Here is a 19,757-nt window from a genome sequence, read left to right as displayed (position 1 = left end):
TCAGCCCCGCGTGCCGCACTCGACTTCGGACAATTCCTGCTCGAAGCGCTGCCGCATGGCCTGGTGGGGCGGGGCGAGGCGGACGAGGATGAGGAGCTGGTCGCTGGTGGATTCGACCACGAGCAGGCCCTCGGCGATATCGAGCTGCTGCTGGGCCAGCAGGCGCGTCTGGGCGGCGTTGAAAATGCCCAACTCTAGCGTCTGGCCGATGCCGTCGCGATTGGTGGTCGAATAGGTGACGATGCCGGAGGGATTGAACAGGGCGACCGACCAGAAGGCTTCCGGCAGCACGCCGCTGACATAGGCCGGTCCCTTGCTCAGGTCGACCCGGCAGAGGCCATAGGCCAGGGCCGGATCGAGACCGAGCGGGTTGGGATCGCCGGCCGCGATCGGCGGCAGGATGACCATGCGGTTGTCGGCATCGAGTGCCGCGACGCGGCTCCATACCGACTGCTCGGCCAAAGCCGGCAGGGTGAGGATGACCACGATGTGAATGATGCCGCCCAGCACCACGCCGCCCAGCAACCAGAGCAGGAAGCGGATCATGCGCAATCCCCCCTGATGATCGACGGCATGGAAGCATCGCTGGAAAAGCCGGAAAAGGCGGCGGTGTCGTAAAGGGTGAGCACCAGCTTGAAGGGGCCGTCACCGGCCAGTTCCAGCCAGTTGAGCGGCAAGAGGCGCGTGCCGACATTGACGATGATGGAGCCGTCTTCGGCGCGGGCAATATCGCTGCTGCGCATGACCGGGGCCACATCGGGCGCGGCGACATTGATGCCGGTCTCATCCTGGGCGGCGAGCGTCCAGAAGGTGGCGAGCGGGGTATTGCCGTCGATGCGATAGGCGCAGTCGCGCGTCAGCGGCGCACCGTCGCTGTCGGTGGTGGCGGTGAATTGCAGGCCTTCGGACTGGCCGAGCTCGAAAGCGGCGGTGCGGGCGAGATGGCCGCGCGTATAGGGATTGGGCGCATTGGCGCCGACATCGGGCCAGGCGGCCCATGGCCCCACCTGCGCCACGCCGAACAGGCGCCCATCGGTGAGCGCGTAGTAACTGAGGCCGAACCCGACGCCCAGCGCTACGGCGATCATCACCAGGAGATAGAAGACGAAGCGCACGGTTCAGCGGCTCGGAAAGGCATTGGACGGCATGGGCGGCGAGACCTGCGCGCGGAGTGGCTGGAGTGGTTGTAGCAAGGGGGGCAGGGCGGCGGAAGGGGCGGCGTGGCTTGCAGACATCAGGCTGGCTGTGAAATGTATCAATATTGGCGGAGGGGGATTATGTCTGCAGCAAAGACCGAACAGGTTAAATTGACGGCGGCCTTGTTGAACTCATTGTCGTCCGGGACAATCTTGGCCGCCATGGTGGCGCCTTATGTCGGAATCGGCATGGGCACGCTAACGACGACGACCGATCTTCTAAACCTCACCGGATTATCAGGTTTTGGTTTTGCCCTTGGGGTTGTGTTACACTTGATCGCAAGGCGCGCTTTGCAGCGACTGGAGGACTGAAATGACCAGCGTAATATTCTGGCTTTGGGCTCCGACCATTCTTGTTGCGGTTGCCGGACTGGGCCTCTACCTGACGCGACGTGACAACCTGCATCCCGGCGAATAGAGGCCGATACTCGCGGCCGCTTCAAGCAACCGATGATACCTCGCGCGTGATCGTGACCCTTTCGGTCATTGTGCGCTCCTCCAATCACAGACGCGATGTAGTCAATAACTACAGCCCCTGCGTGCCTGCCGACACGCTGGCCTGATGGCCTGCTGGTGTCGCTGTTTCCAGGGCTGCCGCGAAACGTCCAGCCAGGTCGGCCAGCTTGCGGGCGGCGGCGGGGGTCAGGTTGGGTGGGCGCTGGATGATCTCTTCTTCGAGCGCGGGATCGGCCGCGGCGACCACCGTCGGTTCGGGCACGAAATCGACGCCGAAGACCGGCAGGATTTCGATATTGGTATGGGCATAGGCCATGAATTTCTGCCAGGCGATGGCCGGCAGGCTGCCCCCCGTGAGATTGTTGGTGGCGTGATAGTCGTCATTGCCCATCCACACCGCTGCCACATAATTGCCGGTGAAGCCGCAGAACCAGGCGTCGCGATAGGACGAGGTGGTGCCCGACTTGCCGAGCACGGGCACGCCCTCGATGCGGGCGCGGGTGCCGGTGCCCCCGGTGACGACGCCGCGCAGCATGGAATTCATGTTGGCGACGGTGGTGTCGCTGAGCACGCGCTCGCGCGGGGCATCGGGATCGGCTTCGTAAACCAGGTCGCCATTGAGCGTGGTCATGCGGGTGATGCCGAAGCCAGGCGTCTTGTAGCCGTGATTGGCCAGCACGGCATAGGACGAGGTCATGTCCAGGACCGAAACCGAGGCAACGCCGAGCGCCAGCGAGCGCGTGACCGGGTAATCGGCCTGCAGGCCCATGCGATGGCTGAGCGCGGCAATGGGCTCGCGGCCCGTCTTGATGGACAGGGTGACAGGCACGGTGTTGAGCGATTGGGCGAAGGCGCTGGCCAGGGTTACCGTGCCCTTGTAGTTGCGGCCGTAATTGACCGGGCACCAATCGCCGATGCAGACCGGGCGGTCGGTGATGAGATCGGCCGGGGTCAGGCCGAGCTGCTCGAAGGCTTCCGAATAGACGAAAATCTTGTAGGCCGAGCCCGGCTGGCGGGTGGAGACGATGGCGCGGTTGAACTGGCTTTTGGCATAGTCGGTGCCCCCCACCATGGCGCGGATGGCCCCCTGGGTATCGGTGACCACCATGGCGGCCTGGCTGACGTCGTATTGCTCGCCCTGTTCGAGAAGGGTCGAGACCACCGCCTCTTCGGCATATTTCTGCAGCGTGGTGTCGATCGTGGTGCGGACGACGAAATTGTTGGAAGCGTGGTTATGTGTCTCGATCAGGGTCTTGGACTGCTCGAAGGCCCAGTCGAGGAAGTAGTTGGGCGAGTTGGCATCTTCGGCGCGGCTGATCGGGGTGGCCGGATGGCGCCGGGCCGCGGTGACCTGGCCTTCCGTGAGGAAGCCGGCGGCCACCATGTTGGAGAGGACCAGATTGGCGCGGCCGCGCGCCGCGGCCAGGTCGACATGGGGCGCATAGCGGGTGGGGGCCTTGAACAGGCCCGACAGCATGGCGGCTTCGGCCAGGTTGATGTCCTGCACCTTCTTGCCGAAATAGTAGTCGGCGGCGGCCACCACGCCGAAATTGCCCCCGCCCATATAGGCGCGGTCGAAATAGAGCTTGAGAATCTGGTCCTTGGAATAGTGCCATTCGAGCCAGACGGCGAGGAAGGCCTCGATGATCTTGCGTTCGAGCGTGCGCTCGGAGGAGAGGAACAGGTTCTTGGCGAGCTGCTGGGTGATCGAGGAGCCGCCCTGGGTGGAATTGTCGCCGGCCGCATTGCTCATCAGCGCCCGCAGGGTGCCGACCACGTCGATGCCGAAATGGTCGTAGAAGCGGCGATCCTCGGTGGCGAGGGTGGCCTTGAGCAGGTAGTCGGGCATGTCGTCGAGGGCGACGGAATCGTCGGAACGGATGCCGCGACGGCCGATCTCGGTGCCGAAACGGTCGAGGAAGACGACCGAATAATCCTCGGCCTTGTTGAACTCACCCGAGGCAGTGCTGTCGAAGGCGGGAAGGGCCAGGGCGGTCATCAGCACGCAGCCTATGGCGAAGAAGGACAGGCCGTCGCTGACCAGTTCCACGAACAGCCGCTTGAAGCCGGCGACATGGAAGATGCTCATGAAATCCTGGAAGCGGGTATAGCCGCGGCCCATGGCCTGCCAGAACTCGTAGAGCGAGGAATCCAGCCACGCATCGGCGGCAAGCATGCCGCCCGATTTCTTGCGCTTTTCCTTGGTATAGAACGGATCCTGCACCAAAATCCCCGGAGTTCGGTTTCACGGACTGTTGTCCGCAACCCGCGATCAACGCAACATTATCGCTGGAATATGATTGCGCTCCGTCGCCGACAAGAGCAAACCGGCAACAGGCTTAGCAGAGCTGGGTTAAGATGGCCTTCTGGGACGAAAAAACGCTGGACGAGATGACGGATGCGGAGTGGGAAGCCCTCTGCGACGGCTGCGGCCGCTGCTGCCTGATCAAGCTCGAGGACGAGGATAGCGGGCTGCTGATCACCTCGGACGTGCGCTGCCAGCTGCTCGATGGCGATAGCTGCGCCTGCACCGATTATCCCGGCCGGCAGGCCAAGGTGCCCGACTGCATCAAGCTGACGCCGCAGAACGTCACCGAGATCAAGTGGATCCCCACCACCTGCGCCTATCGCCGCATTGCCGAGGGCAAGGGGCTGGCCTGGTGGCACCCGCTGGTCTCGGGCGATCCGCAGACGGTGGTCGATGTCGGCGTTTCGGCCCGCGGCCGGACCTTCGCCGAACAGGACATTGCGCCCGATGAGTGGGAAGAGCACGCGGTGGACTGGCCCGAATGGGAGCCGCCGGAGGCGCTTTAGCTGCGTGTCCCTGCTTGATCCCCTACGTATTTACACCTCGTTAACCATGTTGTGGCCTGATCCCGCACAGCGCGAGCCTAGGATGGGCGATAACCATGACCGACACCGCGATTGCCAAAGACCAGAGCGAGCCGTTCTGGACCCGTGTCCGGGCGGCTTTGGGCGCGTTGCGACCGGCGCGGCAGGAGCGGGTGCCGGCCTATGGCCAGGCCGCCATCGCGCGCTCCATCGGCATGAAGCCCAAGCTGGGCATACGGATCGAGGATGAGCTGGCGCAGGGCTGGAGCCATGCGGCGGCGCGGCATGTGTCGCTGAGCCTGCTGGTCATCGAGATCGACCGCTTTGCCGACTATTTTACCGCCTATGGCAAAGCCGAGGCCGATCAGTGCCTGCTTGCGGTGATGCAGGCGATCACCGGGGCGCTGCCGCGCGAGGGCGACAGCTGCCTGCGGCTGGGCGCCGCCAGCTTCGTCATCGTGCTGCCCGACATGCCGGCGCTGATGGCGCGCGCCACCGCCGGCAAGATTGCCGACGCCATGCGCCGGCTGGCCATGCCGCACAAGGAAAGCCATGCTGGCATGGTGACGCTGAGCATGGGCCTGGCAGTGACCAATCCGCGCGGCGGCTATGAACGGAAATTCTTCGAGGCAGCCGCCGAGGCGCTGAAGAAGGCCCAGCGCAGGGGCATGGGCCATATGCAGGGCGTGGATCTGCGGCCGGCGCTGGAGCGCAAGCGCCGGGCGGCCTGAGGGTCGACTAGCGGAGAGAACGCCTCACCCGTATTTTCTTCCGGACGAGGAAATTACCGCCCTCTCGCGCAAGGGGGGCGGGGTGGCTCCACTCTTGTTGCGGGCGCCGGCCGGGTTGCCAACGAGGAACTGAGCCCTTAAGAGAGCCGTCCCTTTGCGCCGCCCAGCGCTGTCCCAAAATGGATGGCATGCCATGACCCTTGTTTGCGGCCTCGACTTCGGCACGTCCAATTCCACCATTGCGCGGCGCGACAGCGGTGGCGTGCCGCAATTGCTCAAGCTGGAGGACGGGCGCGAGACCATTCCCAGCGTGATCTTTTTCGGCTTCGAGGATGACAGCGTGCATTTCGGCCGGCAGGCGGTGGCCGAATATGTGACCGGCGCCGACGGAAGGCTGATGCGTTCGCTCAAGAGCGTGCTGGGCACCAGCCTGATCGGCGACACGACGCGGGTCAAGGCGCGCAGCTATGGCTTTATCGACATTCTGGGTATTTTCATCGCCGAGCTGAAGCGGCGGGCCGAGGCGGAACTGGGCGGCGCGGTGGACACGGTGGTCTGCGGCCGTCCGGTGCATTTCGTCGATGACGACCCGGTGGCGGACGCGGCAGCGCAGGGGCAACTGGAAGGCGCTTTGCGGGCGCAGGGATTCAGGCATGTCGACTTCCAGTTCGAGCCGATCGCGGCGGCGCTGGATTATGAGCGGCAGGTGACGCGCGAGCGGCTTGCGCTGATCGTCGACCTGGGCGGCGGCACTTCGGACTTCTCGGTGGTGCGGGTGTCGCCCGAGCGGGCGCGCGCGGTGGACCGGGCCGGCGATATCCTGGCGACGGCGGGCGTGCATGTCGGCGGCACCGATTTCGACCGGCTGCTGTCCATGGGCAAGGTGATGCCCGAACTGGGGCTGGGCACCATGACGCTGGACGGCAAGCGGCATTTGCCGGTGGCGCCCTATTACGACCTTTCCACCTGGCACCGCATCAACCGGCTCTATACGGCCAAGACCCTGCGCGACCTGCGCGGCACGCAGCGCGAGGCGCAGGCGCCCGAGCGGGTGGCGATGATGGTGGAACTGATCGAGGATCGGCTGGGGCACCGGCTGGTGGGGGCGGTGGAGGCGGCCAAGATCGCGCTATCGGATGCCGAAGCGGCGGATTTCGCCTTTCCGGTGCGCGACAGGCGGATCGAGACCACCATTGCTATCGACGACCTGACCAGGGCGCTGCAGGCATCGGTTCGCCGCATCGAGGACACCATTGCCGAGGCGTTGCGGCGGGCCGGGGTGGGGGCAGGGGCCATCGACAGCCTGATCCTGACAGGGGGCTCGACGCAGGTGCCGGCCATTGCCAACCGGCTGCGGGCGCTGTTTCCGGCGGCAGAGCTGGTGCGAACGGACGTGCTGGGCAGCGTGGGGCTGGGGCTGGCGATGGACGCGGCACGGAAGTTCGGGTGAGGGGTTCAGCGTTGTGGTGGGCCTCGTGCTCTTCACCGGCGCTGAACCCCTCACCCCACCCTCTCCCCTGAGGGGAGAGGGAGCCTACGCTCGGTGAAAATGCGGGAAGGCTCTTTCGTCCATATGCGATAGCCCTCCCCACCTGCATGAACCCAATCTGAACACCCGGTTCGCACCGGGTTCAGTGGGGCGGTGGCAAATCCTCGGGCAACCAATCCAATCCATCACGCCGTGGCGCCCCGACGGGCTGGCCTTGGCGATACCGTCGAGGAAACGACCATGACCATTGCAAAAACCATCGCTGCCGCCGCGCTCGTGCTCTGTGCTGCGGCGCCCGCTTTCGCCCAGGATCTGACCCCGGTCGGCACCTGGCAGACCACGACGGGCGAGTCGCGTTATGCCGTGAGCTATTGCGGCGACGGCACCGAACTTTGCGCCAAGCTGACCTGGCTGCGACAGGACGCCAAGACCCCGGAAAACCTGGCGCTGCTGAACCAGTATGTGGTGCAGGGCGCGCAGGCGACCGCCGAAAACAAATGGCGCGGCACCGTCAAATATGATGGCCACACGGTTTCCGGCTCGGTGACGCTGGTCGATGCAGGCAAGCTGAGCCTGCGCGGCTGCCAGCTGATCGCCTGCCAGAAAGTGGATTTCGTGCGGATTTGATTTTTTTGGCGATAGCCGGCGTTGAAGGCCCCGTTGCGCTGCAGCGGGGCCTTTGTTGCTTGCCCGTGAGGTCGCAGTCGTCTCCCTCTCCTTGCGTGGAGGGTGGCTCCGGTGGCCGGGGTGGGAAAGGAACTTATCCATCTTATCCCCGCGTGACGGTGATCCTGTATAGTTCAGGCATGGTCACGAAATTGGGTCACGAAGCGGAGCCGAGGGCTCCGATCCGCTGGGAAATCATCCGGGCGGAATATGAGGGGCGCCACTTCCTGCCCGCCGTCATCTGCGAGCGCCACGGCATCACGTCGGCGCAATTGCGCTATCGGCGGGAAGTCGAGGGGTGGCTGAGCATGAAGGCCCGTGTGGTGCGCCGGGAAGACCTGGTGGCGCGGATGCTCAAGGTTCTCGACAAACAGATAAGACGACTGGAGGCGGCGGTGGACGAACCGATCGACAAGCAGGCCAATGTGCTGAGCATACAGGCCAAGACACTCGACAAGCTGATCGAGATGGGGGCGGCGCAACCCAATGTGGAGCCGCCGACCGGGAAGGACATGACCGACCTGCGCAACAAGCTGGCCAAGCGCATTGAGCAATATCGCAATCGCTGAACCGGAAGGCCCCCTGTTCGTCGATCAGCTGAAGCTGACCCCGCAAGAGGTTGCCGACCGCGTAAACGATGCGGAGGCCGTGTATTTCGACTGGAATTCATGGGCGCTCGACAAGCAGCGGCCGCCGGAGGGCGACTGGACCACCTGGCTGCTGCTGGGCGGTCGCGGCTCGGGCAAGACGCGGGCCGGGGCCGAATGGGTGCGGAGCCTGGCGGCGCAGGAAATCGGGCCGATCGCCCTGGTGGGTGAGACGATGACGGAAGCCATTTCGATCATGGTGCGCGGGGAGAGCGGCATATTGAATGTCTGCTCCGAAAAGGAGCGGCCCATGCTGCGGGGGCAGCGGCTGATCTGGCCCAATGGGGTCGAGGCCGCCGTGATGTCGGCATCGGACCCCGACCGGTTCCGCGGGCCGCAATTCGCGGCGGCCTGGTGCGATGAGGTCGCGAAATGGCCGCATGGCGAAGACGCCTGGGACCAGCTGCAATTCGGCCTGCGCCTGGGCGAGCGGCCGCGGCAGATGGCGACGACGACGCCGAGGCCGACCCGGCTGCTGAAGCGCCTGCTGGCGGACCCGCATACGGTCGTGACGCAGATGGCGACCGTGGAGAACAAGGCGCAACTGGCGCCGCAGTTTCTCGAGGCGGTCGTGGCGCGCTATCGCAGCACGGTGCTGGGGCGGCAGGAGCTGGATGGGGAACTGATCGAGGACCTGCCCGGTGCGCTGTGGCAGCGCGGCATGTTCCGGCGCTTCGAGGGCGGCGATATCGGGCGCATCGTCGTGGCGGTCGATCCGCCGGTGACGGGCAATGCGGGGTCGGATGCCTGCGGCATCGTGGTGGCGGGACGGATCGGCGAGGGCGTGGCGGTGCTGCAGGATTGTACGCTGAGCCAGGCGCGGCCGCTCGACTGGGCGCGGCGGGCGGTGGCGGCTTACCACGGCCATGATGCCGATTGCCTCGTGGTGGAAGTGAACCAGGGCGGCGACATGGTGCCGGCTGTCATCGCACAGATCGATGCCGATGTGCCGGTGCGCATGGTGCGGGCCAGCCGGGGCAAATGGAGCCGGGCCGAGCCGGTGGCGGCGCTCTATGCCCGCGGGCTGGTGCGCCATGCCGAAGGGCTGACGGCCCTGGAAGACGAAATGTGCACGTTCAGGGTGGACGGATTGAGCGACGGCCATTCGCCCGACCACGTGGATGCGCTGGTCTGGGCGGTGACGGAATTGCTGCTGAACGAGTCAAGGCCGCAGATAAGGGGGCTTTAAGTCCGGGGTCAGTCGTCTCCCTCCCCACAAGGAGGAGGGTGGTCGACGTCAGCGCGAAACAGGATTTTGACAACATGCCGAACTGGATCAGCCGCCTTCTGGGCGGGCAGATGAACACGCCTGCGGAACGGAAGTCGTTTGGCGGGCATAGCGTGCTGAGCCTCAATCAATTGGGGGCGGCGAATTGGAGCAATCGGGGTTTTGCGAGCCTGGTAAACCAGGGCTTTGCGCGCAATCCGGTGGTTTATCGCTGCGTGCGGCTGATTGCCGAGGCGGCCAATCGGGTGCCGCTGGTGGTGAGCGAGGGTGGCCAAAGGGTGGATGAGCATCCGCTGGCGGCGCTGCTGGCGCGGCCCAATGGGCGGCAATCGGGCGGGGAAATGCTCGAGGCGGTCTATGCCTATCTGCAGACGGCGGGCAATGCCTATCTGCAGGCGGGGGTGGTCGATGGCGAGGTCAAGGGGCTGTTCTGCCTCAGGCCGGACCGCATGAAGGTGGTGGCCGGGGCGGATGGCTGGCCACAAGCCTATGACTATACGGCCGGCGGGCGGACCATGCGGCTGCGGCAGGATGCCGGGCCGGTGCCGGCGGTGCTGCATATGGCGCTGTTTCATCCGCTGGACGACCATTATGGCATGGCGCCGCTGGAGGCGGCGCAGACCAGCCTCGATATTCACAATGCCGCCGGCACCTGGAACAAGGCCTTGCTCGACAATGCGGCGCGGCCCTCGGGCGCGCTGGTCTATTCGGCGGGCGGGCAGAGCCTGCGGGCCGACCAGTTCGAGCGGCTGAAGGAGGAGCTGGAAGCCAATTTTTCCGGCGCCGCCAATGCCGGGCGGCCGATGCTGCTGGAGGGCGGGCTGGACTGGAAGACCATTGCGCTCTCGCCGCGCGACATGGATTTCATCGAGGCCAAGCATGCCGCGGCGCGCGATATCGCGCTGGCCTTCGGCGTGCCGCCCATGCTGCTGGGCATTCCGGGCGACAATACCTATGCCAACCTGGCCGAAGCCAACCGGGCTTTGTGGCGGCAGACGCTGATCCCGCTGGTGGTGCGGGTGGCGGATGAACTGAGCAACTGGCTGTCGCCGGGCTTCGGCGGGGCGGTGGTGAGCCCCGATTTCGACGGCGTGGAAGCGCTGGCCGAGGACCGGGCAGCCCTGTGGAGCCGGGTGGGCGGCGCGGATTTCCTCACCGACGCGGAGAAGCGGGCGATGCTGGGGATCGGGGAGCGCTGACCAATGACGCGGCCCATACGTTCAATACTGCGGGCGATTGCTGCCGTTCGGTTTGCGACCCTGGAGATCAAATTCGATCTGCTGCTTCGAGCATTGGAGCGGCGCTATCGACCCGACCAGCCGAGAGCGCCGAAAGGCACGCCGGAGGGCGGGCAGTGGATCGACGACCTGTTCAGCGCCAGCCAGCAGGCACTGACGGCGACAGAACACATTCGGGTGGCGGCCGGACCAAAGTGCGACGGGTTTTCCAGTGGCTGTCAGCTTGGCGGCAGTTTTGGTACAACCGGAATGTACCGTATTTTTGGCAAGACGCTGTGTCGGAGTTGCGCTCTTAAGATACTGGGGATTGAGAACCTGCCCCACATTGAGCAGCAAGAGACTCTGGGCCGCTTCGACTCGATGGGACAGAAATGATGTCTAGGCAACAGGCACTTTCAGCTATCGCTGTTGGGGACTTGATTTATGGCATTCGGGAGGATGGCCGGCCCGACTTATTGCTGGTTTACAGCGCCGACATCACCGGGTTTCTGGCCCGGAACGTGCCCAACCAAACGACGTTCAGGTTTGGGCGCGACGGCGAAGGACGTAGGATTGAAGACGGTCGGGGTTGCACGATCGTCTCCACCGCCAAGTTGCCCCCCGATCTGCACGAGGTTGCGATTGGTTTGGACCGACGGATGGGATCCAAACCTGAATATCCCGACTCCAGAGTCACAGAAGACGAAATCCGCCTGGTATTGACCCACGACGAGTTTTTCGAGGCGCGCTTGCTGCCAGGAATGGAGGGTCTTGTGCGCAGAGCTCAGAAGCTGCGCGGGGTCGAGAAAATCCTGATGGTGAACTGGGACCCCGCCCATGCGCGGGATAACCCACCCTTTCCGAACCAATACCACGATAGCATACCGGCATTGGTGGACCTACTGGGGAGGGCACCTTCGCAGAACGATGTGGCGCGATTTCTGACCGACCTTGCGTCCCAGCATCTAAGGTCGGCCAATGTGATCGAGCGAACCGATGCCGCCGCCGCCAGCTTGTTGCGGCTTCGTGAAACCTGGACCTGACAAAGGATGTTGTTGCGCATCACCAACATCTCCATATCGGATCGTGCCGCTGAAGTGCTGGACAGGTTGAGGGTAATGTTTCGACCCCAGGAACCGGGCGATGTGTTCGCACTGGCATACATGTCGAGCTTCACCGAAGCCGACGGGACGACTGTGAATGGATTCAGGCCGGGATATACAGTTCATTCCCTCGCGCCTGAGGGATTGGCCAGTTCGTATGTGCTGGCGCAGCCGGCCGGGGCACCTCAGTTCTATTTCATGCCGAAGTTCGACTGGAGCGCGGATGAGCAGTATCTCATCGACCTGGCCAGCGAGAGGTTTGAAATATTTTCGATAGCGCCAGCAAAAAACGTTTAGCAAGCGCACCGCACGCCCTCCGGGGCAGACCCGGGACTTACAGCGACCCAACACTCAGCAAGTGAAACGCCCTCGGGTCAAGCCCGAGGGTGACGATCCAGTTTGAGGAGATTTCACCATGGACGAGCTGACCAGAACCGTCATCGAGCGGGGTGATCTCGCACACCTTGCGCTGTTCCTGTGGGCGAGTGGCGCCAGTGCGCTTCTCGTGTGGGCTTTGCGCGAGATGGCCAAGGTGAATCAGCACTTCAACGACTTCGTGCAGGAGATCGCAAGTTTGAATCGGCTTTTCAGGAAGGATGACTAAGCCCATGGCGAACAAGCAGAATCGGGAGAATGCGCAGCAGACCTTCCGCCAATTTGCCTGGAACCTGGCGGGTACGCTGGCCAGCGCCAAGGGCGGGCAGAGGCCGGCGGTTCGGCCATCGGGGAAGCGCTGATGGCGGGTATTCCCATCGACGCCGAGGGACGGTTTTCCGGCTATGCCAGCATTTTCAACCGGCTCGACAGCGGCGGCGACATCGTCATGCCGGGGGCGTTCAGCAAGAGCCTCGGCAAAAGGCGGTACCGCATAAGGCTGCTGTTCCAGCATGACCCCAAGGAGCCAGTCGGCACCTGGGAGGCCATTCGCGAAGATGCCAATGGCCTTTTTGTTGCGGGGCGGCTGGTGCCCGGCGTGCCGCGGGCCGATGCGCTCAAACGGCTGATCGGGAACGGGGCGCTGGATGGCCTGTCCATCGGCTTCCGCACGGTGCGGGCCACCCGCGAAAGCGGGCACCGCAAGCTGTGGCAGATCGACCTGTTCGAAATCTCGATCGTGACCTTTCCCATGATGGAGGACGCGCTGATTGCGCCCTCCGCATATTCGACCGGCGCCGCCATAGTGGCCGCCACCAACACCATCCGCAACCGATAAGGACAGAAACGCATGGACATGACCAGTGACGGGCTTGAAACCAAGGCCGGCGCAGGGAGCGACGTTGGCGCGCTCTTTGCGGAATTTTCGCGCGCCTTCGAGGAATTCAAGGCCACCAACGACCAGCGCCTCAAGGAGATCGAGAAGCGCGGCGCGGCCGATGGGCTGATCGAGGGCAAGATCGAGCGGCTGAATGCCGTGCTCGACGGCCAGAAGGCGGCGATGGACCGCGCGCTGGTGGAACGCGCCCGCCCGCTGCTGGACGGCAAGGCCGCCCAGGACGACGGCGAATACAAGCACGCCTTTTCTGCCTATGTGAAACGCGGCGAGGAAAAGGCGCTGTCGGTGGGCGTCAATGCCGATGGCGGCTATGTGGTGCCTGTCGAGACCGAAACGGAGATCACCCGGCTGATGACGGCGGTATCGCCGATCCGCGCCATATCAGGCGTGCGGCAGGTGTCGGGTTCGGTCTACAAACGACCGGTCTCGGTGAGCGGCCCGGCCACCGGCTGGGTGGGCGAAACGGCTGCGCGCCCGACCACCAATTCGCAGACGCTGGCCGAGCTCAGCTATCCGACCACCGAGCTCTATGCCATGCCGGCAGCCACCTCGGCCTTTCTCGACGATGCGGCGGTGGATGTGGGCCAGTGGATTGCCGACGAGGTCAACGCGGCCTTCGCGGCGCAGGAAACCACGGCTTTCGTCACCGGCAACGGCACCAACAAGCCGACCGGGTTCCTGGCGGTGACCACGGTGGCCGAGAGCAGCTGGGAATGGGGCAAGCTGGGCTATGTCGCCACCGGCCTGGCCGGTGCCCTGCCGGTCAGCAATGCCAGCGACGTGCTGATCGACCTGGTCTATGCGCTCAAGGCCGGCTATCGCCAGAATGCGAGCTGGGTGATGAACCGCAAGGTGCAGGGCGCCTTGCGCAAGCTCAAGGATGCCGACGGCAACTATCTGTGGCAGCCGGCGCTGACGGCGGACGGCAAGGCACGGTTCATGGGCTTCGACCTGGTCGAGGCCGAAGACATGCCCAATATCGCGGCCAATTCGCTGTCGGTGGCGTTCGGCGATTTCCGCCGGGGTTACCTGATCGTGGATCGCCAGGGCGTGAGCGTGCTGCGCGACCCGTTCAGCAGCAAGCCCTATGTGCTGTTTTATACGACGAAGAGGGTCGGCGGGGGTATCGCGGATTATGACGCGATCAAGCTGCTGAAATTCGCCGCTTCGTAGGACTGTGATCCCGGCCAGCTAGAGTGAAGCCCCTGCGCTCCGGTGCTCGGAGCTCCACTCTATCTGACTCAGGCTGACGGCCCTTCCTTCGGCCGCGTCGTGCCCTCCTGACCTGCAACTATCACATCCACGGTGTCACCCCGGCGAAGGCCGGGGTCCATCCTGAGGTGGAGCAACACGCCGCGAGGTCGAGCCACCTTGCGGCTGTGGCGCGATCTCGAGATGGATCCCGGCCTTCGCCGGGATGACATCGGGGGTGGTGGGGGCGCGGTATGCCCGACCTCGTGGTTCGAGGCTCGCGAAGAGCTCGCACCTCACCATGAGGTCTCACGGAACGCAGAGTCGGAAGTAGCCCTCATGGTGAGGTGCGCTTCTTCAGCGCCTCGAACCACGAGGGCGTGCCACCAAAACCAAAAGGCAAAAACATGACTTCCTATCTTCTCGCGGGGCCCGCGGAGGAGCCGGTTTCGCTTGCCGAGGCCAAGGCGTTTCTCAAGGTCGACGACACGGCCGAGGACGGGCTGATCGCCACGCTGATCGGGGCGGCGCGGCTGCATGTCGAGGGCGTGACGGGACGGGCGCTGCTGGCGCAGAGCTGGCGCGTGGTGCTCGACGACTGGCCGGCGGACCGCGTGGTGAAGCTGCCGGTGACGCCATTCATGGCGGTGACGGAAATCAATGCCTATGACGCGGACGGGGCGGCGCATGAGGTGCCGCTGGCGCAGTTCCTGAGCGATCCCGACCGGTTGCTGCTGCCGGCCGATGTGGCGGGGATGCCGGTTTTGCGCGAGCGGCAGGGGATCGAAGTCGACTATGTCGCCGGCTTCGGGACGGAGCCGGAGGATGTGCCGGCCGATATGCGCCAGGCATTGCTGGCACTGGTCGGCTATTGGTTCGAGCATCGCGACGCGGTGATCGTGGCCGGATCGGGCGCGGTGGTGCCATCGGGCTTCGATCGCCTGGTGGCCGGCTACAAGCGGGTGCGGCTGTGAGCGAGCGCGTGCCACCGGTCGGCACAATGACCGACCGCATACAGCTCAAGCGCCGGGAAATGACCGGCGAGGCCGAGGGCGGGCATGTGGCTTTGTTCGTGCCGGTGACGAGCCTGTGGGCGCGGGTGCGCAGCCTGACCGGAAGGCAGGGCACGAGTGCCGATGGGCGGGCGGTGGAAATTTCTCACTCGGTCGTCGTGCGGTTTCGCAATGATGTGAAGCCGGGCGACCGCATGATCTATCGCGGGCGGAACCTCGATGTGGTGAGCGCCGCCGACCTCAACGGGCGGCGGGCTTACCTGAGCTGCACCTGCAGCGAAACCAGTTTCACGGGGTAGGGCGGTGCATCCGATCAGTCAGTTGCAGGGGGCGCTGGTGGGCGCGCTCAAGGATGATGCGGCGCTGGTGGCGCTGGTCGGGCCGGATGGCGTGTTCGACGCCGCGCCCAATGGCCGGCCGGCGCCCTATGTGGTGATCGCGCGGCACGACATGATCCAGCGCGATGGCGACGCGGCGCCGGGGCAGGAGCATCGGCTGCTGCTGCATTGCTGGGGTGACCAGCCCAGCCGCAAGCGGGCGCTGGACATGGCCGAGCGCGTGGTAGCGGTGGCGATGGATTTTGCCGCGGCAGGGATCACGGTGACGCATCGCCAGCATGTGCGGACGGAGACGGTGATCGACAAGGATACCGGGCTGGCGCGGGCGGCGGTGGGATTGCGGTTTATGAGCGAACTTCCCTTCTCCCCTTGAGGGAGAAGGTGCCCCGAAGGGGCGGATGAGGGGTTGGTTCCACGAGTATTGGACTCGTGGAGAGAACCCCTCACCCTCGAAAATCCTCTGAACGAGGATTTTCTATCCCTCTCCCTCAAGGGGAGAGGGAGATCCGGTGGATTGTGGAAACTTCGGAGATCAAACATGGCCGCTCAGAGCGGGAAGAATATGCTGCTCAAGCTCGACCAGACGGGGTCGGGGAGCTTTCTCACGGTGGCGGGGTTGCGGACGCGGGCGCTGGCGTTCAATGCCGCGACCGTGGACACCACCGACCAGGACAGCGCCGGGCGCTGGCGGGAATTGCTGGCCGGCGGCGGAGTGAAGCGGGCCTCGGTGAGCGGGGCGGGCGTGTTCAAGGACACGAGTTCGGACGCACAGGTGCGCAGCCTGTTCTTTGCCGGGACGATCCGCAACTGGCAGCTGATCATTCCCGATTTCGGCACGGTGGCCGGACCGTTCCAGATCGTGGCGCTGGAATTCGCGGCGGATCATGCCGGGGAAGTGACGTTCGACCTGGCGCTGGAAAGCGCCGGCGAAGTGACGTTTGCGGCAATTTAAGGTTATGCGCCGGCGGCGGTGCCTTCGCCTTCCTCCCCCTTGAGGGGAGGGAATGAGGGTGGGGGTGGTTCTGTGGTCCACTGATGGACCCCCACCCCCGACCCCTCCCCTCAAGGGGGAGGGCAGGCAGACTTCAAGATCGGGAAATCAACTCATGGCCATTCCGCAACGCGGTGAAATCGACGCTGTTATCGGCGGGGAGACCCGCACGCTGTGCCTGACGCTGGGGGCGCTGGCCGAGCTGGAGGCGCGGTTGCAGGCGGGGGATCTGGTGGGGCTGGCCGAACGGTTTTCCAGCGGCCGGGTTTCGGCGCGGGATCTGACCGCGATCCTGGGGGCCGGGCTGCGCGGCGGGGGCAATGCGATAACCGATGACGACCTGGCGCGGTTCAGCATCGAGGGCGGGCTGAAGGGCGCGGCGGAGATTGCGGCGCGGCTGCTGCGGGCGACATTCGGGGAAGCGGCATGACGCCGTTTCCCTGGGAGGCGGCGATGCGTTTCGGGCTGGGCGTGCTGCAACTGCCGCCGCGGGACTTCTGGCGCATGACGCCGCGCGAGCTGGCCGCGGCCTGGGGCGCGGTGATCGGGGACCGCGGGCCGCTGGGGCGCGATGACCTCAATGGATTGATGGAGCGTTTTCCCGATGGCAGATGAGCTTTTTCCCGACGGTTTTCGCGATGAGCTGGACAGCGTGTCCGTCGAACTGGAGCGCATCGAGCACCTGGCGGATGGCGTGGCGCGCTCGATCAGCAGCGGATTTCGTGGGGCGCTGCTGGAGGGGAAGTCGCTGAAATCGGTGCTGGGCGATATTGCGCGCAGCTTTGCCGATATCGCGCTCAAGGCCGCCTTCAAGCCGCTGGGTGACCTGGTCGGCGGGTTGGTGGGGAATCTGTTTGCCGGAACCAATCCGGCGCTCGGCACGGTGACACCCTTCGCCAAGGGCGGGGTGATCGCGACGCCGAGCTACTTTCCGCTGGGCACGGGGCAGGGCCTGGCGGGGGAAGCGGGGCCGGAGGCGATCATGCCTCTGGCCCGCGGCCCCGATGGCAGGCTGGGCGTGGCCGGTGGCGGCGGGGCCGTGCAGGTGACGTTCAACGTGACGGCCAATGACGCACGGAGCTTTGCGGCGAGCGAGGCGGAACTGAGCGCGATGCTGCTGCGGGCGGTGAGGCGCGGGACGCGGGGGAGCTGAGGCTTCTTCGACAGGCCGGCTTATTCTTCTCCCCGTCGGGGAGAAGGTGGCGCGCAGCGCCGGATGAGGGGGCCGGTCGTGGTCGCTGATGGATTCCCCCTCACCCGTCTCGGCCTTTGGCCGATCCACCCTCTCCCCGACGGGGAGAGGAAAAGAAGGGAGACTTCTCATGGCTTTTCATCCCATCCGCTTTCCGCTCGATGTCGCGCTCGGGGCGCGGGGCGGGCCGGAGCGTAAGACCGATGTCGTGACGCTGGCCTCCGGGCGCGAGCAGCGCAATGGGCGATGGGCGCATTCAAGGCGGCGCTACAATGCCGGCTATGGGGTGAAATCGCGGGCGGATATGGCGGCGGTGCTGGCGTTTTTCGAGGAGAGGCGCGGCCGGCTGCATGGGTTTTTGTGGCGGGATGGGCTGGATTTTTCCAGCGGCGGCGCGGTGCCGGCGGCGCTGGACCAGGTCATCGGCACCGGCGATGGCAGCAGGACCGCGTTTCAGCTGAGCAAGCGCTATGGCGCGGCGTTCGATCCCTATCTGCGGCCGATCACTCGGCCGGTTGCGGGGAGCGTGAAGGTGGCGGTGGCGGGCGTGGAACTGGCTGGCGGCTGGGCGGTGGAACTGACGACGGGCGTCGTGACGTTCACCGTGGCGCCGGACGATGGGGCCGATGTGACGGCGGGGTTTCTGTTCGACGTGCCGGTGCGCTTCGATACCGACCGGCTGGATGTGGAACTGACCAGTTTCGACGGGGCCGATGCGCCGAGCATTCCGCTGGTGGAGATCTTGCCGTGAGAACACTCGATATCGGCCTCGCAGCGCATGTGGCGCAGGGCGAGACGACGCTGGCCACCTGCTGGAAGCTGGTGCGCGGCGATGGCGTGGTGCTGGGTTTTACCGACCATGACCGGACGCTGAATTTTGGCGGCGTGGATTTCGTGCCTGCGCATGGGCTGGATGGCGGCGAAGTGCCGGCGCGGCTGGGGGCGCAGGTGGAGACATCGGAGGTGCTGGGCGTGCTGACCGCAGAGGCGATCGCCGAGGACGATATCCTGCTCGGGCGCTATGACGGGGCACTGGTGGAGACCTGGCGGGTCAACTGGGCCGATGTGAGCCAGCGGGTGAAGTTGCGCAGCGACACGATCGGCGAAATCATTCGTGAAGACAATGTGTTCCGGGCGGAACTTCGTTCGGCGAAACAGGGGCTGAATGCCACGCGCGGGCGGATTTACCAGGGACTGTGCGACGCCGTGGTGGGCGATGCGCGGTGCGGGGTGGACCTGGCGGATGTGGCCTATCGCGGCTTTGCCACGGTGACGGCGGTGGATGACGACCATCGCGTCGTGGTGGCGGGGTTGGGTGGGTTCGAGAAGGGCTGGTTCGGCTTCGGCAGCGCCGAATGGACGGACGGACAGCGGAGCGGGCTGCGCGATGGGGTGGTGAGCCATCAGCGCGCGGCCGATGGCGATGTGCTGGGTTTTGGCGTGGCGGTGGGGCAGTGGGTGACGGTCGGCGATACGCTTGAAGTGACGGCGGGATGCGACCGGCGTTTTGCCAGCTGCAGGGACAAATTCGCCAATGCGGTCAATTTTCGCGGCTTTCCGCATATTCCGGGCAGCGATTTCGTGCTGCGCCATCCGCGCAGTGGCGACGCGCTGGACGGGCGGGCGGTGGTGAAATGAGCGGCGGCGAGGTGGTCGCGGCGGCGCGGGAATTTCTCGGCACGCCCTATCGGCACCAGGCATCGCGGGCTGGGGCAGGATGTGACTGCCTGGGGCTGTTGCGCGGCGTGTGGCGGGCGCTCCATGGTGCCGAGCCCATGGCGATGCCGGCCTATCGCGCGGATATGCGCGACCCAACCCATGCCGGCGCGCTGCGGCAGGCGGCGGAGACGCTGCTGGTGGCAGAGACCGGGCCGATGGAGGCGGGCCAGGTGGTGCTGTTCCGGCTCGGCGGCATGGTCGAGGCCAAGCATTGCGGGATTTTGGTGGGGCCTCAGCGGTTCATCCATGCGCAGGAGCGGCTGGGTGTGGTCGAGGCGAATTTGACGGAAGCCTGGGCGCGGCGGGTATCGGCGCGGTTCCGGTTTCCTCTTACCTCTCCCTGGGGGGAGAGGTCGCTGCGCAGCAGCGGGTGAGGGGGCCTTCCCCTCGCTCCATACCCAGAAAAGGCCCCCTCACCCGACCCAAGGGGGTCGACCTCTCCCCCAAAGGGAGAGGTGAAGAGGTGGCGACTTCA

At 65.3% G+C, this 19,757-nt stretch carries 28 protein-coding genes; 25 read left to right on the top strand and 3 right to left on the bottom strand.

Annotated features, from left to right (window positions below):
• Positions 1 to 546, bottom strand: a complete 546-nt coding sequence (locus ASD04_RS04180) for a hypothetical protein (protein WP_056253008.1) — start codon at positions 544 to 546, stop codon at positions 1 to 3.
• Positions 543 to 1,115, bottom strand: a complete 573-nt coding sequence (locus ASD04_RS04175; RefSeq protein WP_056253004.1) for a DUF1214 domain-containing protein — start codon at positions 1,113 to 1,115, stop codon at positions 543 to 545. Before ASD04_RS04175 ends, ASD04_RS04180 begins: the two co-directional genes overlap by 4 nt.
• 162 nt (positions 1,116 to 1,277) lie before the next feature.
• On the opposite strand from ASD04_RS04175, the gene ASD04_RS04170 reads away from it, so the two are divergent.
• Positions 1,278 to 1,508 (top strand): hypothetical protein, encoded by a 231-nt coding sequence (locus ASD04_RS04170; RefSeq protein WP_056253001.1) that lies wholly within the window; start codon positions 1,278 to 1,280, stop codon positions 1,506 to 1,508.
• Positions 1,509 to 1,722: 214 nt separating this feature from the next.
• Here the strand turns inward: ASD04_RS04170 and ASD04_RS04165 are convergent, their stop codons facing one another.
• On the bottom strand, positions 1,723 to 3,876 hold the full coding sequence (locus ASD04_RS04165; RefSeq protein WP_082530997.1) for a PBP1A family penicillin-binding protein: 2,154 nt from the start codon (positions 3,874 to 3,876) through the stop codon (positions 1,723 to 1,725).
• 134 nt (positions 3,877 to 4,010) lie between these two features.
• On the opposite strand from ASD04_RS04165, the gene ASD04_RS04160 reads away from it, so the two are divergent.
• The 24 genes from ASD04_RS04160 (at position 4,011) to ASD04_RS04050 (ending at position 19,656) form a co-directional block, all read left to right on the top strand.
• Positions 4,011 to 4,466: a YcgN family cysteine cluster protein gene (locus ASD04_RS04160; RefSeq protein WP_056252996.1), complete on the top strand. Its 456-nt coding sequence runs from the start codon at positions 4,011 to 4,013 to the stop codon at positions 4,464 to 4,466.
• Positions 4,467 to 4,561: 95 nt separating this feature from the next.
• Positions 4,562 to 5,215 (top strand): diguanylate cyclase, encoded by a 654-nt coding sequence (locus tag ASD04_RS04155; protein WP_056252993.1) that lies wholly within the window; start codon positions 4,562 to 4,564, stop codon positions 5,213 to 5,215.
• Between the two features lie 193 nt (positions 5,216 to 5,408).
• Positions 5,409 to 6,665: an Hsp70 family protein gene (locus ASD04_RS04150; RefSeq protein ID WP_056252990.1), complete on the top strand. Its 1,257-nt coding sequence runs from the start codon at positions 5,409 to 5,411 to the stop codon at positions 6,663 to 6,665.
• Positions 6,666 to 6,944: 279 nt separating this feature from the next.
• Positions 6,945 to 7,331 carry a DUF2147 domain-containing protein gene (locus tag ASD04_RS04145; protein ID WP_056252989.1) on the top strand — a complete coding sequence of 129 codons (387 nt, stop codon included), beginning with the start codon at positions 6,945 to 6,947 and terminating at the stop codon, positions 7,329 to 7,331.
• A gap of 179 nt (positions 7,332 to 7,510) precedes the next feature.
• Positions 7,511 to 7,939: a hypothetical protein gene (locus ASD04_RS04140; RefSeq protein WP_156461111.1), complete on the top strand. Its 429-nt coding sequence runs from the start codon at positions 7,511 to 7,513 to the stop codon at positions 7,937 to 7,939.
• A 79-nt stretch (positions 7,940 to 8,018) separates the two neighbouring features.
• Positions 8,019 to 9,206, top strand: a complete 1,188-nt coding sequence (locus tag ASD04_RS04135; RefSeq protein ID WP_200940229.1) for a terminase family protein — start codon at positions 8,019 to 8,021, stop codon at positions 9,204 to 9,206.
• A 74-nt stretch (positions 9,207 to 9,280) separates the two neighbouring features.
• Positions 9,281 to 10,444, top strand: a complete 1,164-nt coding sequence (locus tag ASD04_RS04130) for a phage portal protein (protein ID WP_056253273.1) — start codon at positions 9,281 to 9,283, stop codon at positions 10,442 to 10,444.
• A 3-nt stretch (positions 10,445 to 10,447) separates the two neighbouring features.
• On the top strand, positions 10,448 to 10,858 hold the full coding sequence (locus ASD04_RS04125; protein ID WP_056252983.1) for a hypothetical protein: 411 nt from the start codon (positions 10,448 to 10,450) through the stop codon (positions 10,856 to 10,858).
• Positions 10,855 to 11,505: a hypothetical protein gene (locus ASD04_RS04120; protein ID WP_156461110.1), complete on the top strand. Its 651-nt coding sequence runs from the start codon at positions 10,855 to 10,857 to the stop codon at positions 11,503 to 11,505. The genes ASD04_RS04125 and ASD04_RS04120 overlap by 4 nt, the downstream gene beginning before the upstream one ends.
• Positions 11,506 to 11,511: 6 nt before the next feature.
• Complete coding sequence (locus ASD04_RS04115; RefSeq protein ID WP_056252977.1) at positions 11,512 to 11,862, top strand: hypothetical protein; 351 nt, start codon at positions 11,512 to 11,514, stop codon at positions 11,860 to 11,862.
• 118 nt (positions 11,863 to 11,980) lie between these two features.
• The gene (locus ASD04_RS04110) at positions 11,981 to 12,169 is read left to right on the top strand and encodes a hypothetical protein (protein WP_056252975.1); all 189 of its coding nucleotides are present in this window, start codon (positions 11,981 to 11,983) and stop codon (positions 12,167 to 12,169) included.
• Positions 12,170 to 12,173: 4 nt separating this feature from the next.
• Positions 12,174 to 12,302, top strand: a complete 129-nt coding sequence (locus ASD04_RS19945; protein WP_280137660.1) for a hypothetical protein — start codon at positions 12,174 to 12,176, stop codon at positions 12,300 to 12,302.
• Positions 12,302 to 12,778: an HK97 family phage prohead protease gene (locus ASD04_RS04105; RefSeq protein ID WP_056252973.1), complete on the top strand. Its 477-nt coding sequence runs from the start codon at positions 12,302 to 12,304 to the stop codon at positions 12,776 to 12,778. Before ASD04_RS19945 ends, ASD04_RS04105 begins: the two co-directional genes overlap by 1 nt.
• Before the next feature lie 12 nt (positions 12,779 to 12,790).
• Positions 12,791 to 14,011 carry a phage major capsid protein gene (locus ASD04_RS04100; RefSeq protein WP_056252969.1) on the top strand — a complete coding sequence of 407 codons (1,221 nt, stop codon included), beginning with the start codon at positions 12,791 to 12,793 and terminating at the stop codon, positions 14,009 to 14,011.
• A gap of 425 nt (positions 14,012 to 14,436) precedes the next feature.
• Positions 14,437 to 15,003: a phage head-tail connector protein gene (locus ASD04_RS04095; RefSeq protein ID WP_056252966.1), complete on the top strand. Its 567-nt coding sequence runs from the start codon at positions 14,437 to 14,439 to the stop codon at positions 15,001 to 15,003.
• A gap of 26 nt (positions 15,004 to 15,029) precedes the next feature.
• Entirely contained in the window at positions 15,030 to 15,341 is a 312-nt protein-coding gene (locus ASD04_RS04090; protein WP_056252961.1) for a phage head closure protein, read from the top strand.
• 4 nt (positions 15,342 to 15,345) lie between these two features.
• Positions 15,346 to 15,753, top strand: coding sequence for a DUF3168 domain-containing protein (locus tag ASD04_RS04085; RefSeq protein WP_082530982.1), 408 nt, complete (start codon positions 15,346 to 15,348; stop codon positions 15,751 to 15,753).
• 165 nt (positions 15,754 to 15,918) lie between these two features.
• Entirely contained in the window at positions 15,919 to 16,332 is a 414-nt protein-coding gene (locus tag ASD04_RS04080; RefSeq protein ID WP_056252954.1) for a phage major tail protein, TP901-1 family, read from the top strand.
• Positions 16,333 to 16,486: 154 nt separating this feature from the next.
• Positions 16,487 to 16,801, top strand: coding sequence for a gene transfer agent family protein (locus tag ASD04_RS04075; RefSeq protein WP_056252951.1), 315 nt, complete (start codon positions 16,487 to 16,489; stop codon positions 16,799 to 16,801).
• On the top strand, positions 16,798 to 16,986 hold the full coding sequence (locus tag ASD04_RS04070; RefSeq protein WP_056252950.1) for a rcc01693 family protein: 189 nt from the start codon (positions 16,798 to 16,800) through the stop codon (positions 16,984 to 16,986). Before ASD04_RS04075 ends, ASD04_RS04070 begins: the two co-directional genes overlap by 4 nt.
• On the top strand, positions 16,976 to 17,524 hold the full coding sequence (locus tag ASD04_RS04065) for a phage tail tape measure protein (RefSeq protein WP_056252947.1): 549 nt from the start codon (positions 16,976 to 16,978) through the stop codon (positions 17,522 to 17,524). The genes ASD04_RS04070 and ASD04_RS04065 overlap by 11 nt, the downstream gene beginning before the upstream one ends.
• A gap of 169 nt (positions 17,525 to 17,693) precedes the next feature.
• On the top strand, positions 17,694 to 18,314 hold the full coding sequence (locus tag ASD04_RS04060) for a DUF2460 domain-containing protein (RefSeq protein ID WP_056252945.1): 621 nt from the start codon (positions 17,694 to 17,696) through the stop codon (positions 18,312 to 18,314).
• On the top strand, positions 18,311 to 19,201 hold the full coding sequence (locus tag ASD04_RS04055; RefSeq protein ID WP_056252942.1) for a DUF2163 domain-containing protein: 891 nt from the start codon (positions 18,311 to 18,313) through the stop codon (positions 19,199 to 19,201). The genes ASD04_RS04060 and ASD04_RS04055 overlap by 4 nt, the downstream gene beginning before the upstream one ends.
• Positions 19,198 to 19,656, top strand: a complete 459-nt coding sequence (locus ASD04_RS04050; protein WP_056252940.1) for an NlpC/P60 family protein — start codon at positions 19,198 to 19,200, stop codon at positions 19,654 to 19,656. Before ASD04_RS04055 ends, ASD04_RS04050 begins: the two co-directional genes overlap by 4 nt.
• The last annotated feature ends 101 nt before the right edge of the window (positions 19,657 to 19,757 follow it).

This window comes from Devosia sp. Root436, assembly GCF_001426345.1.
Classification (GTDB): Bacteria; Pseudomonadota; Alphaproteobacteria; order Rhizobiales; family Devosiaceae; genus Devosia.
Note: the sequence above shows the minus strand (reverse complement) of the source record. Positions and strands in the feature narration are given on the sequence as shown.

Coding starts and splice junctions, on each gene's coding strand:
- ASD04_RS04160 (WP_056252996.1), top strand. CDS start 4,011: ATGGCCTTCTGGGACGAAAAAACGCTGGACGAGATGACGGATGCGGAG.
- ASD04_RS04075 (WP_056252951.1), top strand. CDS start 16,487: ATGGCCATTCCGCAACGCGGTGAAATCGACGCTGTTATCGGCGGGGAG.
- ASD04_RS04065 (WP_056252947.1), top strand. CDS start 16,976: ATGGCAGATGAGCTTTTTCCCGACGGTTTTCGCGATGAGCTGGACAGC.
- ASD04_RS04050 (WP_056252940.1), top strand. CDS start 19,198: ATGAGCGGCGGCGAGGTGGTCGCGGCGGCGCGGGAATTTCTCGGCACG.
- ASD04_RS04180 (WP_056253008.1), bottom strand. CDS start 546: ATGATCCGCTTCCTGCTCTGGTTGCTGGGCGGCGTGGTGCTGGGCGGC.
- ASD04_RS04170 (WP_056253001.1), top strand. CDS start 1,278: ATGTCTGCAGCAAAGACCGAACAGGTTAAATTGACGGCGGCCTTGTTG.
- ASD04_RS19945 (WP_280137660.1), top strand. CDS start 12,174: ATGGCGAACAAGCAGAATCGGGAGAATGCGCAGCAGACCTTCCGCCAA.
- ASD04_RS04145 (WP_056252989.1), top strand. CDS start 6,945: ATGACCATTGCAAAAACCATCGCTGCCGCCGCGCTCGTGCTCTGTGCT.
- ASD04_RS04140 (WP_156461111.1), top strand. CDS start 7,511: ATGGTCACGAAATTGGGTCACGAAGCGGAGCCGAGGGCTCCGATCCGC.
- ASD04_RS04150 (WP_056252990.1), top strand. CDS start 5,409: ATGACCCTTGTTTGCGGCCTCGACTTCGGCACGTCCAATTCCACCATT.
- ASD04_RS04070 (WP_056252950.1), top strand. CDS start 16,798: ATGACGCCGTTTCCCTGGGAGGCGGCGATGCGTTTCGGGCTGGGCGTG.
- ASD04_RS04110 (WP_056252975.1), top strand. CDS start 11,981: ATGGACGAGCTGACCAGAACCGTCATCGAGCGGGGTGATCTCGCACAC.
- ASD04_RS04090 (WP_056252961.1), top strand. CDS start 15,030: ATGACCGACCGCATACAGCTCAAGCGCCGGGAAATGACCGGCGAGGCC.
- ASD04_RS04100 (WP_056252969.1), top strand. CDS start 12,791: ATGGACATGACCAGTGACGGGCTTGAAACCAAGGCCGGCGCAGGGAGC.
- ASD04_RS04130 (WP_056253273.1), top strand. CDS start 9,281: ATGCCGAACTGGATCAGCCGCCTTCTGGGCGGGCAGATGAACACGCCT.
- ASD04_RS04080 (WP_056252954.1), top strand. CDS start 15,919: ATGGCCGCTCAGAGCGGGAAGAATATGCTGCTCAAGCTCGACCAGACG.
- ASD04_RS04105 (WP_056252973.1), top strand. CDS start 12,302: ATGGCGGGTATTCCCATCGACGCCGAGGGACGGTTTTCCGGCTATGCC.
- ASD04_RS04125 (WP_056252983.1), top strand. CDS start 10,448: ATGACGCGGCCCATACGTTCAATACTGCGGGCGATTGCTGCCGTTCGG.
- ASD04_RS04155 (WP_056252993.1), top strand. CDS start 4,562: ATGACCGACACCGCGATTGCCAAAGACCAGAGCGAGCCGTTCTGGACC.
- ASD04_RS04120 (WP_156461110.1), top strand. CDS start 10,855: ATGATGTCTAGGCAACAGGCACTTTCAGCTATCGCTGTTGGGGACTTG.
- ASD04_RS04060 (WP_056252945.1), top strand. CDS start 17,694: ATGGCTTTTCATCCCATCCGCTTTCCGCTCGATGTCGCGCTCGGGGCG.
- ASD04_RS04115 (WP_056252977.1), top strand. CDS start 11,512: ATGTTGTTGCGCATCACCAACATCTCCATATCGGATCGTGCCGCTGAA.
- ASD04_RS04095 (WP_056252966.1), top strand. CDS start 14,437: ATGACTTCCTATCTTCTCGCGGGGCCCGCGGAGGAGCCGGTTTCGCTT.